The following is a 14919-nucleotide window of genomic DNA, read 5'->3' as shown; positions in this document are numbered from 1 at the left end:
CTCCTCTCACTCGTTTTTTTACATATCAACATTTATTGTAACAAAAAAAAGCCGATTCCTAAATCGGCTTTTTTAATCTTTAATGTTTTTTATGGCTGGGCATTTGATGAAACTTCTTTAAACCGTAAAACTTAAAAAGTTCAAGAATAATCATTGTCAAAATTGCAATTAAACTTACAATTGTTCCAATTTTCAATCCTGGAACAACATAATTAAATTGAATGTTATGTTTTCCTGGAGTTACTTTAATTGCAACTAATCCATCCAATGCTTTTCTTACCTTGACTGGATGGCCGTCAACCGTTGCTTTCCAAGCCTTATCATACGGAACTGAAGCAATCAAAATATGCCGTTTAAATGCTGCCGTCGTATTCATTTTGATTTGCGGACCATTAACGATGATTTTTCCAATCCCGGTTACTGCGTCCTTTCGAATTTGATGCAGCATCGGCTGATTTTCAACTGCAACGTAGATTTTATCTTTAGGTAATGTCGGGTCTTTTTCAGCATTTTTAATTTGAATGTTTAAATGATTGCCCTTCTTGAAATGTCCAAGGTAAATAACGCCATTTTCACCATAAACATTACGGTTACTGTAACGGGCAACTTCCCGTCCATTAACTTCAATTGGAAGATATTGCTGATTTCCCGGAATCACATTTTGCGGCTTTGTAATGTAACAGTAAACGTCCCCACTACTATTTAAATATCCTTGAGCAGAAGCCGTTTTAGCATGCTTTCGCGCAATCAGCTTAAATCCTGGTTGGGTTCCATACAGCCATTGCTTCCCGCTTAACCGTTTAAACATCCATCCATATGCAATAAATGGATTACTTTCCGGAACATATGCATACTTGCCATTAAATACAGAATCATGACCATGCCCATCATAGGCACCAAAAACTAGCGGAAAGGCATTGGAATTTTGATAAACCACCGTATGTTTATTTTCCAAGACCGGTTTCAAAGCCGGAACGTTCGCCTGGTTATTGTACGTCGGCATGGACTTGATTTGCTCAGTGGCCTTCAAAATCGAATTATCCGACTTAACGATATATTTGATTCCCAACATATCATTGATCATCCCGGTCGAACCATTATTAAAAGCACTCCAGCGAATCCATCCTTGTTTTTGATAAAAACCTAACGCCGATAAATAATCCGTTTCAGAAGTTGGTTGTTGCGACAAATAAGTTTGGACGCCATTATACCCATATAACAACGGATCGCACTCGTTGATCTGAGCAGTCGTTCCCACCCGGTAAAACGAATGGTCGTACTGTTTCAACGCATTAAAGACTGTTTGGTTTTCACTAACAACTTTTGAATAGGCATTATTCGGGACCACATTAAAATCCTGGGTTTGAATCTGGGAGTTATAGGCCAGAACATTTACCAAACTAACGCCCATCGCAAGCCACATTCCGGCCGAAATTCGGTTCATCATCAAACTGAATCCAATTCCAAAAATCACAAGGATCAGGACAATTTGGAGCGCTTGATCGCGTTGAAACAACCCAGGTTCCATTCCTTGCAAGCCAAAAGTCAGCACTGCCATTGCCGCAATAATTGGTAATAATACCTTTAGTGGCGAATGATTTTCAAAAATCAGCAATCCGCGGTACGCAACACAAATCATAAAGAACGTCAGCACAAATGATTCCCGTTGCGCATAGCCGTTCGGCATCGATAATGAATGCCAGATCATATAAAAGTACAGGAAGTAACTTGAGGCAATCAGTGCCGCTGTTAAAATTCCGGTCAACACTTTCTCGCGAAGTGAAACTTTTCGAGCAAAAAAGAAGCTGAAAAACAGAACAACCACCAGTAACCCCACAAAAATTAATGGGGCTAATTTCCCATCCGGCGCAAGATTTCCGGCTAATAGCGAACTCCAAAACGATTGAAATTGATAAACCGGCTTAAATAAATTCTTAGTTGGCATTTGGGCCTGCGCAACATTTTGCTGGGCCAGGAAACTTGGCCACATGACAACTCCTGCTCCTAAAATCGAGCCGACCGTCAATCCTAAAACCGTGAGTCCCTTTTTTAAAATCTTCATCCAATTCAACTGGCAAAGCTGATCGATCACCCAAAATAGGGTCAGCAAAAACAAAAAGATCAGAACAATTACTCCGATATAGTAATTAGAAATTAGGAGGTAAGTTAATCCTCCCCAATAAAGCCAAGTTGAATTCCGATTTCCGTATAAGATTCGATCCAAACCCAAAATAACCAGCGGCATCAGCACAATTGCATCCGACCACATGACACAGTGCATGTAGTTCGCAAAAAAGGCTGAAAATGGAAAAAGCGTTGCTAAGAAAAGACGCCATTTTTCCACCGTTCCCGTTTGTTGTAATTTTTGATTAAGAAAGATTGATTTTTTTAAATATGTGTACGTTGTGAGTCCAATCAAACCAACATTCACAATCGTATTGATTGCATAAAATAATGGAATATATTTCTCGGGAAATAAAAGCGTAAGAAAATTAAATGGACACATTAAATAATATGCCAGTACCGAGAAAAAATTGCCTCCAATTGAGACTTGATACGAATATAAAAAGTTTTGTGGATGCAAAATATTATGTTTAAAGTACGTCATAATTGCGAGATACTGATTAGCCATATCTCCCGTTGCAATCGTACGGTTTCCAAACGGAAATACTTGATGGAAAATATAGAGTCCAAGAAGTAGCACACTTGGAAAGAGAAAGCTTAACAGGTATCCGTACTTTTTTCTTTCCGATTTTCGATGCATCATAACTCGCCCTTTACTGATTATCAATATTAGTTATTATAACCTATATCTAAAAAAGATTGTGGCCAATGTCACAATCTTTCATCATTTATTTTTCTTTTTTAGAAGGGCCTTCTGAGTCAAAATCATCAAATTCACCTAACAGCATTGCAGCCACCGGGATCAAACAGACGATATACTGAAAGACATACTGACTCTTGGTTTCCCACATTAGATGGAAAGCCATCCCTCCCATTAAGTATAGGATCGCAAAGGTAGCATATGGATTTAGCTTTGTCTTTTTATATAAAACAAATCCTGCCGCCAGTACCAAAATCGTAACAACTACAATATTGCACCATGCTGAAATTGGTTTCATGGATTTTTGATACCACTTAACAATTTTGGGATGTTTTATTGAATAACGATTACCATAATAAATGTTATTCAAAATTGCGGTCCGTGGTCTTGCAAAGTACGGTGCGATCCACACTGATTCAAACGTTGGATCAGCCCACGTTGAAACAAATTTATTCTTAAAGAACTGCCCTGCTTCGCGCGGATTGTTCGAATAATATTTCAATTCATCCTTAATTTTGGCCTTCGCTGCCTGAGACGTTTTCTTGGAATCAAAGTGGTTTGCCAGATACACATTAAGCGTGTATCCATCGTACCAGCCTGCTCCGCGTCCCCGGTCATTTTGCGGCTCTAATCCCATTGCTACATACGTAATCATTGGAAGTCCCTTGGAAAGATGAAGTCCTGATTCGGCCTCGTAAGCCGCGGTAACAAGCTTATTTGATCCCAACATTAAGGCAAACGTGATCAGCGGCATCGCAATCAACTTATAGCGCCGATGCTTAATAGCGTGCAAAACAAATACGATTCCTAATGCAAGAACTGCAATTTGATAATTACTCTTTAATTGATATGCAAGCACAAATAACAGAACACACCATAACCATGTAAAGCGGCCATGGGAATCATCCATAATCAGTTTTAATCCAAAATAAACGGCTGCCAAACATGCACATAAACCAGGGATATTACCATAAATAAACAGGACAAAAAATAATTCTGGTAAAAACGCAAAACTTAAAAGCAGTGTCCAGTTCATCACAAGCCAATTATTTTGAGTAACAAGTTTTACGATCCGATATAAAAGGTAATCAATAAGAAGAAATATTAAAACATTTAACAAATAAAAGAAGCGGATATTCGTAGTAAAACATTCTAATAATCGTAAATAAGTCACGTATCCCAACTGAAATGGATAAATTGCCAAATATCCGCCAAGATTTTTTTCAAATGGTAATACCGAGGGGTGAAACTTATCCAATTGCAGTGAAATAAAGTTTCCGTGATTCATCTGATGAGCAGCTTTTAATGTAAATAACTGGTCCGCTTCATTTAACTTTGTCGGCATATTGATAACTAAAAAGAGCCCCGCAATCAAAAAGGCCCCCGCAAAAATCAAAAATGCACGCCGCGGATCAATGTTTTTTAACAACTTACGTCCCATTACAATGATCACGATTGTAACAAGAGCACAAAGAATGAACCGGAAACTATTCTTATGAACATACGGCCATTCCGAATAGGCTGCAATAAATTCCCGGCGCAACAACGTTGTCAAAACTAACAACATTAAGACCGCAAAACCTAAGGCGACGATTGCCCCCTTTATAATTAAGTAAAGGCGATCCGCTTTACTCCTTTTTTCCACTTTTGATTGTAATTTGTTTTCCATAATAGTTATTCACCTAATCTTTAAGACTCAAGTGCTATGTTAGTTTACAACTAAATCTTAGTCAAATCTGATAAATATCCTAGCATTCCATTAGTTAAATCTAATTTTTATTCAAAAAACCATTAGCTTAATAATTCCATGCTAAAATGAAAGCCGTACTAATTTACATATGGGGTGAAATTATGGAAGAGAAAAAACGTTTTAAGATGTATAAATCCGGTAAAAACTGGGTTATTGCACCAATCGTTTTCTTAGGCTTAACTGCCGGACTCGGTCATCAAGCCAACGTCAAGGCTGATAACGTTTCATCAACCGCAAAGGCGGATAATGAAACTGCCCAAAAGGCAACCAGCACTTCGCTGAATGACCAGAAAGCAGTTGCATTAAAGAGCAGTGCTTCAACCAAAGCAACTACTCAAGCAACTGAAGAAACAACTAACTTTGCTGTTCAACCAGCTGCAAAGGCTACAACAAGTTCATCAAAGAACGATCAAAACACAGCAAATAAGTCAGAAAAAACGGCTGTAACAACAAATGACCAATGGTCAAACTGCCGCTAAGGAAACAAATCAAACCACGACTGCTACTCAAGCTGATCAAAAGCAACCTGCAGCAACTCAAACTGCAGGTCAAAATGGTCAAGCTCAAGCACAGCCTGATAAGACATCAAGTTCAGTCTCATCATCTTCAAGCAGCGTCTCACAAAAAGTTGAACAAGCGCAAGAACATGACGATGCTGTTCAAGTTAACCAAAATGGTCAATGGTTCTTACAAAACAAGGAAACCCACCAAAACTATACAGGTTTCCAATACATTAAGGACCAAAACAAGACTGTTTACTATAATCCAATGGATGGCGCCATGGTTTACGGTCAACAAAAGATCAACAATCAATGGTATTATTTCGACAAGATCACAGGTGCCATGAAACTTGGTTACTACTGGATCGCCGAACAACAAAAAGAAGTTTACTATGATCCAAATAAAGGCAACATGGTCTATGGCCAACAAAAGATCAACGGCCACTGGCAATACTTTGATGATGTCACGGGTGCTCAAGCCAAGAGTAAATATGTTTGGATCGGCAACCAAAACAAGGAAGTCTACTATGACGGTCTCGGCAACATGGTTTACGGTCAACAAAACATCAATGGTAAATGGCAATGGTTTGATACCGTTACTGGTGCTCAAGCTAAGAACCAATATATCTGGATCAAGAATCAAGATAAAGAAGTTTACTATGATGGCCTTGGCAACATGGTTTACGGTCAACAAAACATCAATGGCAAATGGCAATGGTTTGATACCGTTACTGGTGCCCAAGCTAAGAACCAATATGTTTGGATCGGTAACCAAAATAAAGAAGTCTACTATGATGGTTTAGGCAACATGGTCTACGGTCAACAAAACATCAACGGCAAGTGGCAATGGTTCGATCCGGTCACAGGTGCCCAAGCCAAGAACAAGTTCGTTTACATTAAGGATCAAAACAAGACTGTTTACTATGACGGCTTAGGCAACATGGTCTATGGTCAACAAAACATCAATGGTCACTGGTACTTATTTGATAAGGTTACTGGTGCAATGCAAACTGGTTTCCAATACATTCCAGAACAAAACAAACTTGTTTACTATAACAATGACGGTCAAATGTTATACGGCCGGCAAAACATTAACGGAAGAACATACACATTGAACAATGTTACCGGCGCAGTTGAAGCTCGCGGTCAACAAAATATTGGCGGCCACTGGTACTACTTCGACAACAATGGCAACCCGGTTACAGGCTACTACTGGATCGGTAATCAAAATAAAGAAGTTTACTATGATCCTCAAACTGCCCAAATGGTTTACGGTCAACAATACATCAATGGCAAATGGCAATGGTTTGATCCGGTCACAGGTGCTCAAGCTAAAAACAAGTACATTTGGATCGATAACCAAAAGAAGGAAGTTTACTATGACGGCTTAGGCAACATGGTTTACGGTCAACAATTCATTAATGGTCATTGGCAATACTTTGACACCGTTACTGGTGCCCAAGTAAAGAGCAATTTCCAATGGATCACTGACCAACAAAAACTTTGCTACTATGATGGTTTAGGCAATATGGTTTATGGTCAACAAACGATCAATGGTCAACAAGACTACTTCAACACCGTTACTGGCGCTTACGAAATTCCAACTTCAGAACTTGCAAGTTATCGGGATGACGTTGCAAGCCAAATCAACGCAATCCTTAAAAATGAAGGCAAGGACCAAATGGATGCCAACTGGACAGGCGATCAAAACAACTTCGAAGCCTTTGGATTGCATGATACAGCTCAATTAGTTGCTCAAGGACAATTAAATAATGATGAACAATCAATTGAAATCAACTTGCAAAATAACCAGTTAATGAACGGCACAGCCAAGGCCTACCAAGTAACCGTTACCGCTCCAACAAAGGAACAGGCTGCCCAAGAAGCTGCTCAAAAGATCGTTTCAATGCTTGGCAACAACACCTCAAATTGGAAAGCTTTGGGTGTCGGCGCAACGATCCAAGACAGTAATAACAATAAGAACTGGAATACAACGGTAATCTTCTACAACCCAAGTCAAGAAAGCCAATTTGTAAAGAAGACTTCAAACGTTCAATACAAGATCACAAACGTATACAACAATGCCGGCGATGTTCAAAACGCCCTTCAAAACGGTGCAATGAACCCAGCTGACCTTGTGAACGCTGGCCTTTCAGATACTGCTAAGACATTATTGACAGGGATCCAAGGTGACACGATCTCAAGCGAAAATCTTGAAGCCCTCGCAAACGCTGTTGGCGGAATGACAAAGGCATTTGTCGGAACAACAACTTACTACGACAAGAACGGCAATCCTTACCACTATGAATACTGGTTGGATGGTAACCAAGAAGCCGGTAAGCAACAAGAAGTTGCAAACGACAACAAGAATGTTAAGTTTGGCGACACCGTAACGCTTGATTACAATGCAACCTTGGTATACGGCAAGGCTGAAGACACAACCACAACTGAATCAACCAAGCCATCAACTGAAATGACTGCTGACGAAATCACCAATGCATTCAAGAACGGAACCGAAACTGGTTTACGTTATGACAAGGTCGTTGTTACTCCAATTAAAGGAATGACAAACGATATGATCCGCGGGGTTGATATCTCAAGTTACAAGTCACTTGAAAATGCCGGCGTAACGTTCTACGACTTCAACGGTAACCCAGCAAGCCTTGTTAAGATTCTCCACGATGCAGGTGTAAACTACCTTCGTCTTCGTCTCTGGAACGATCCATACAATGCTTCAAACCAAAACTACGGTGGCGGTGTCTGTGATGAAGCAAGCGAAATGGCAATCGCCAAAGAAGCTGCTAAATACGGTATGAAAGTAATGCTTGACTTGCAATACTCAGACTTCTGGGCAGATCCAGGCAAGCAAATCGTTCCAAAAGCATGGCAAAACTTAAATCCGACAGACATTCAAACGGAAGTCTTCCAATACACCCGGAAGATCATGAATGACTTCAAGAACGCTGGCGTTGACGTTGGAATGGTTCAAACCGGGAACGAAATTACAAACGGAATGCTCGGTCAGTCAACTGACCGTGATCATGGTGGTTCATACCAAGGCGCATGGGATAACCCAGTTAAGGCATTTAATATTTGCAATTACTTAAATGCCGGCGCAAAGGCTATCCGCCAAGAATTACCATCAACCAAGATCACGATCCAGTTGGAAACACCAAACATCGACAAGTACACGAACATCATGACTGTTCTCCAACAACATGACGTTGACTACGATGTTTTAGGTTCTTCATACTACCCATTCTGGTCATGTGCAGACAATAACGGTCACGGCTTAGGAACAGGCGCTAACACGCCAAATAACTTATTAGCCGTTGAAAAGATGGTTGCCGAGAAGTTCAACAAACAATTCGTTGTTCTTGAAACAAGCTGGGCAAGTACAACGCAAGATGCTGACGGTACTGGAAACTCAATTGGGGATAACAACAGTCCATGGCAAAATACAAACATGTATCCTGTAGGTCCTCAAGGTCAAGTTGATGAAATCGAAGCCCTCTACAAAGCACTTGTGGCCGGCAACGGTTTAGGCGCCTTCTACTGGGAACCAGCATGGATTCCTGACAAAGCTGGTTGGGTCAACTGGCAATACAACGATGCGATGTCAGAAGTCTTTGGTACCGGTTGGGCAAACAGCCACTCAGTTGGTTACTCACCAGACAGTGTAATGTACTACAACGGCAAACCTGCATGGGGCGGTACAACATGGGATAACATGGCAATGTTTGATGATCACGGTTATGCATTGCAATCATTGAATGTCTTCAAAGGCATGCTTGATGGTTACACATCACCGGATACGATCAACTACGCTCCGTTGAAACAACAAACAACAACTGTTACAACGCCGCCATTTAACTCAGGCAACAGCTCATCAAACAGCTCAAGCTCGAACTCAAATAGCAGCAGTAACAGTAGTTCAAGTTCTTCAACAACAAATAACAGCAAACCGGCAACGGATAACAGTTCTTCAACAACGAGCAACAATCAAAAACCGGCAACAGACAATAACAGTAAGCCAACAACAGATAGTAATTCAAACACCAACAACAGTAACAACAACCAAAAACCAGCAACGCAAACAGCAACCTCAAATATCCAATACAAGGTAACAGCTGTTTACGATGCTCCAGGTGTTGACAACGTTACTGTTCCGGATGCTCTCAAAGTTGGCGATGTTGTTAAAGACATGCCAAGCTCAGTTCCAACATCTGTTTCTGGAACAAAGGGCGAAAAGCTTTCCGCAAGCGACTTGAACAAGGTTGCCAATGCAATTGGAAGCAACGGCGTTGATGGAACTCAATCCCAAAAATCCGTTCAATATCCAAACGGTAACGGCCACTACTTCTACAAGTACTACGTCCAACAAGGATTTGATGCAACCAAGGCTAACGAAGATGTGACATACGGTTCACCAATTACCGTCAATGTTACCGCGACATTAACATGGGCTGAATAAAATTCAGGAAGAATAAGAAAAGCAGAGATTCGCTTGAATCCCTGCTTTTTGTTTGCTAAAAAAAATCGGGCTTCATGAGTGAAGTCCGATTTTCATTATTTACTTTTAATCAACAAGGTCGCCAATGCCGTCGAATGTATATTGCTTGCCATCAATCGTAATGGTTGCACTCTTGACTTGGGCACCGGTTGTTGGGTCAAAGTATTGTTTATGACCATCAATCGTTTGCCAGCCGCGAACCATGTTGCCGTTAGCGTCATAGTAAACTTCTTTATTTTCGCTGTTTACCCAGACGTATTGATTGCGAACAAGGTTACCGTACATATCAAATGAGTGTTGTTGACCATCGATCGTAAGGGTTACATTCTTAGCTTGAGCACCGGTTGTTGGGTCAAAGTATTGCTTTTGACCGTTAATCGTTTGCCAGCCGTAAACCATGTTGCCTAAACCATTATAGTAAACTTCCTTGTGTTCATTATCGATCCAGACATATTGGCTCTTGATCTGGTTTCCAAATGTTGGGTCAAAGTATTGCCAGTGACCGTTGATCATTTGTTGACCGTAAACCATGTTACCCATCTTATCGAAGTAGAATTCACCATTCCGGTCTGCTAACCAAACGTATTGATTCCGTGCTTGAGCTCCAGTTACTGGGTCGAAGTATTGCAGCTTACCGTCAATTTGTTGCAATCCATAAACCATGTCACCAAGGCCATCATAGTAAACCCACTTATTTTGGTTTCCAATCCAGACATATTGGCTCTTAGCTTGAGCTCCAGTTACTGGATCGAAGTATTGCCAGTGACCGTTGATCATTTGTTGACCATAGACCATGTTGCCAAGACCGTCATAGTAGACCCACTTGTTTTGATTTGGAATCCATTGGTATTGACTCTTAACTTGAGCGCCGGTTACTGGATCGAAGTATTGCCAGTGACCGTTGATCATTTGTTGACCATAGACCATATTGCCGTTGCCATCGTAGTAGACTTCCTTAGCAAGGTCTGCAAGCCATACATATTGATTCTTAGCTTGCTTGCCAGTTGCAGGGTCAAAGTATTGCCAGTGACCGTCAACAAGCCGTTCACCGTCTGTTGGAGCACCATTGATTGAAATCAACTTACCTGAATTTGAATCAAAGGTGTAACTCTTGCCGTCAATTGTTTGAGTACCAACAGCCATTGTCCCGTTTGCGTAAATGTAGTACCGGCCATTGCCATAAGTGTGCCAACCTGGTTGGGCAGAGTTCTTGATCCAGTAATCACTGTCTGTGAATTGAGCCGGCAACGTTGTCTTAAACTTCGTGTTTCCATCGCTGTTCAAGTAATCATAGTCGCCGTTCGCATTCTTCATGATCAATCCTGGTCCAAGATCTTGAATCGTTGCCCCGTTTTCATACTTAGCTGACCATTGTTTGATCTTCACGTTTGGATCAGGAGCAACCCCCGTAGAAACAGCCTTCGTTGTGAACAAGTCTGGGTAAGTTTCCTTCAAGTAGTCTAAGAAGGCACCACCGTATTGTTCTTGGCCCTTTCCACCGCCTTTAGTGTACATTGGAATCAATTCATCACTAAAGGTCTTACCATTGATCATTGTTGGATAACCATTGTCATCAACCCGCGTAGCTGAGACGATTTCTTTTCCAGAAAGACCTACCATTTGGTTTGGTACCAAGTCAACATCACACCGGATACCAAGCTTATGCAATGCTGCAACGGCTTCGACTAATTGGTCACCTGAACCATACTTCGTTGGATCACTTGCTGACCCTAAGTCATAACGGTCAGTCAATGAGTATCCTTCGTTGTACCAACTCATTGTGAAGTTCCGGTATGGCGGTGCAAACCAGAAGTTTGTAATTCCAAGATCTTTGAATAATGAAGCATTCTTCGCAATTTGAGCATATGTATCAGTACTCAAAGTATCCTTCGTTGTGTTTGGAATATACAAACTAAAGTCTTGGTAAATGACGTGCGAATCAAGCGCTGCATTTGATTGGTATGTATCGCCTGAAGTATTTTTGGCAGTCGATGGTGCCGTCGTTGCGTCTTGATCTGCTGCGGCCCCTTCTGGAACCCAGACGCCAAGATAACCACTTACATATGGGTTTGAGTAGCCTTTAAGGGTAACTGTCAAATTACCGTTTGCATCAGTTGTAAGCACATCGCCAGAATTGTAACTCAAGCCTGAATCAGTTGTGTTCATGACATTGATGTACTTTTGGTTAGCGTGTTCTTTCCCCATTGAGAACGTAATCGTTTGTTGTCCTAATGAAGGATTATTGCTAATTACAACTGCAATTCCTGAAGTCCGTGCGATTGGATCTGATGAAGTATCATTTGCAGACATTACACCCTTACCAAACCGAACACTTGATAACACCGAGCCGTTATCATATGTCTTCATTTGTTGGCCACCGCTGACATACATCTTCCGCAACTTAAGCAAGGTCGTAATTGCATCATAGTACATTCCCTTAACTTGCATGTATGGTGCATCTTCTTTGTAAAGGTCACCATAGTATACAGTTGGAATTGTATCCTTATCTGTTAAGAGGATCGCATACTGCAACGGCATGTTGTAGTGGGCATATTGCTTGTTCGTTGATGCTTGATCCTTAAAGAACGCATCTAATGCTTGTTGAGCATATGCAGCCTTATAACCATTTCCCATTACTGATGGATCATTTGGATGTTCATCCATGATCATTTGCTTAATGATATCAGCCCGTTGATCGTGGTTCATAACAAATGACCAGTTTGGAACTGCTTGATCTTCAGTTGTATCATTTGCCCGGTTTACGACTGGATTATTGATCAATTCATCCAGACTGCCCCGTTGACCTGGTTTGTTTCCTAATGCATTTACATTTGAGTAATACATTTGGGTGTCATAATAAAGGTTTTCATAACCTTTTGACTTCAACCACTTTGCGTAGTTTGGATCCCAAACTTCATCGTAGATCAGGTGGGCATCGGCATTCGCATCACTTTCTTTAGTGTGATACATGTCATTGAATAACTGTGCCATTTGATCAAGAACATCGTTATCCATGTTACTTGCCGAGTCGACCCGGAAGCCATCAAAGTTACCGTCTGCATTGTTGCTGTGAATTGAACCATAGTGTGTAAGGAAGTATTCCCAGTTAAGGTTTTCAGCTTGAACGATTGGATTTGAATTATCAATATCGTTTCCAACGTACATTTCCATGTTATCTGGGTGATTTCCTTGACTGCCGTTTTGGTTGAACACATTCCGGCACATTAACCGCCATAAGCTATCAGCGTATGATGTATTCCCAACTGTTTGATTATTCGAATCGTTATTTACAAACTTAACTTGGTTTTGCTTATCTGGTCCAAAGATTCCTGGCTTGTATCCTGGAAGAAGATCAACTGGATCTAATGCAGCCCGGGTAAAGTCTGGAACCGTTGCAATGAAACCATTCATTGTGTTTGCTAATTGCTTGGTTGAATAATTATCCTTATAAATTTGCTTTTCAATTGCATCCCGCATGTTGCGCGCGTAATTATTCAAAATATCAACCGGCGTATTTCCAGATAATGCCTTGACGTTAGCTGCAGTTAATCCTAATGATTCATCTGAATAACCGTGATTTACAAAGTATTGAATGTATTGGGCTTCAACTGCGGTTGATGGCCAAGCATACATTAAAATTGGCCGCCAATCAGTAACTCCTGATTTAACCCACATCTTACCGTCTTGGTGGTATTGGGTTGGGCGGAACCAACCGTCATATGTTAAATAACCGTCAACTTCATTGATTGAACTTGAATCTAATGTAGCTGGAAGTTCATCCCCTGAATAAGTTTCCAAGGCACCAGTTACAGTATTAAAGTAGTAATTTCCGCCATTGATCTTTTGCCAACCATAAACCATGTTGCCAACGCCGTCATAGTAAACAACTTTGTTTTGGTCCTTAATGGTTACAAATTGATTCTTGGCTTGCGCACCGGTAACGGTATCAAACCATTGCCAGTGACCATTGATCTTTTGTTGGCCATAAACCATATTTCCAAGGCCATCATAATAAACTTCCTTGTTTTGGTTGGCAATCCAAACATATTGGTTCTTAGCTTGAGCGCCAGTTACCGTGTCAAACCATTGCCACTTGCCATTGATCTTTTGTTGACCATAGGCCATGTTACCTACGCCGTCATAATAAACTTCCTTGTTTTGGTTACCGATCCAAACATATTTACTTTTAGCTTGAGCACCGGTGACATCATCAAAGTATTGCCAGTGGCCGTTGATCTTTTGTTGACCATAGACCATGTTGCCTTTATTTGGATCATAGTAAACTTCTTTTTGTTGTTCTGCAATCCAGTAATAACCAAGCTTCATGGCACCCGTAATCTTATCGAAATAGTACCATTGATTGTTGATCTTTTGTTGACCGTAAACCATGGCGCCATCCGTTGGATTATAGTAAACGGTCTTGTTTTGGTCCTTGATGTATTGGAAACCGGTATAGTTTTGGTGAGTTTCCTTGTTTTGTAAGAACCATTGACCATTTTGGCTGATTTGAACAGCATCGTCATGTTCTTGAGCTTGTTCAACCTTTTGGGATTGCACACTGCTTGAAGATGATGAAACTGAGCTTGATGATGAAGTTGAAGCATCAGCCTTTACAGAATTGTCCTTCTTGGCAGTGTTATCTGGCGTACTTTGACCATTTTGTTGATCAGGATTTGGTTGTGCCTGATCTTGAGCAGGTTGATTATTTTGTTGGTCACTCGCCTGCTTGGTCTGATCTTGGACATTTTGTTTTCCAGATTCTGGTACTTGATTATCTGTCTTATTGGTTGTCGGTGCGTCGTTTGCGGTTGCGTTTGATTGATTTTCTGTTTGATTTGTTTTATTACTATTTACATTTGTTTTTGATGAGCTTGTTGCTGCCTTAGCCGTTGGTTGTTGAACGGCAAAGTTCACCATTTCTTCTTTTGGAGCAGCTTGAGCTTGAACAGCAGAACGACTGCTCTTCAATGCAACTGAACTTTGGCTGCTTAATGAATTTGCTTTTGATTGTTGAGTATTTTCACTATTACTGCCTGTTGATGATGAGACATTATCAGCTTTAACGTTTGCTTGATAGCCTAATCCAGCAGTTAATCCTAAAAAGACAATTGGTGCAACGACCCAGTTTTTACCGGCCTTGTACATCTTATATCTTTTTTTGACTTCTCGATTCATAGTTTCACTCCTTAAAAAAATTTCCGCAATCGTTTGCACAATATCATTATACCGCAATTACTTTTTAGATAAAAATTACGTTGTTAAATAATTGTAATATTTGTTTTATTTCTTCGATAAAATCGACCATTTTAAGCCGTTTTAAGGTCCAATGTTC

At 40.6% G+C, this 14919-nt stretch carries 5 protein-coding genes; 2 read left to right on the top strand and 3 right to left on the bottom strand.

Annotated features, from left to right (window positions below):
• Positions 1-79: 79 nt before the first annotated feature.
• The gene (locus A3O17_RS07690; RefSeq protein ID WP_225354723.1) at positions 80-2764 is read right to left on the bottom strand and encodes a YfhO family protein; all 2685 of its coding nucleotides are present in this window, start codon (positions 2762-2764) and stop codon (positions 80-82) included.
• Positions 2765-2852: 88 nt separating this feature from the next.
• Complete coding sequence (locus tag A3O17_RS07685) at positions 2853-4493, bottom strand: hypothetical protein (RefSeq protein WP_064213167.1); 1641 nt, start codon at positions 4491-4493, stop codon at positions 2853-2855.
• A 182-nt stretch (positions 4494-4675) separates the two neighbouring features.
• On the opposite strand from A3O17_RS07685, the gene A3O17_RS07680 reads away from it, so the two are divergent.
• Complete coding sequence (locus A3O17_RS07680) at positions 4676-5053, top strand: KxYKxGKxW signal peptide domain-containing protein (protein ID WP_064213166.1); 378 nt, start codon at positions 4676-4678, stop codon at positions 5051-5053.
• Positions 5028-9548, top strand: a complete 4521-nt coding sequence (locus A3O17_RS07675; RefSeq protein WP_064213165.1) for a glycosyl hydrolase 53 family protein — start codon at positions 5028-5030, stop codon at positions 9546-9548. Before A3O17_RS07680 ends, A3O17_RS07675 begins: the two co-directional genes overlap by 26 nt.
• A 105-nt stretch (positions 9549-9653) precedes the next feature.
• Here the strand turns inward: A3O17_RS07675 and A3O17_RS07670 are convergent, their stop codons facing one another.
• Positions 9654-14762, bottom strand: a complete 5109-nt coding sequence (locus A3O17_RS07670; protein WP_081255670.1) for a glycoside hydrolase family 70 protein — start codon at positions 14760-14762, stop codon at positions 9654-9656.
• Positions 14763-14919 lie beyond the last annotated feature (157 nt).

It is taken from the genome of Ligilactobacillus aviarius, assembly GCF_001654615.1.
GTDB lineage: Bacteria > Bacillota > Bacilli > Lactobacillales > Lactobacillaceae > Ligilactobacillus > Ligilactobacillus aviarius_B.
Note: the sequence above shows the minus strand (reverse complement) of the source record. Positions and strands in the feature narration are given on the sequence as shown.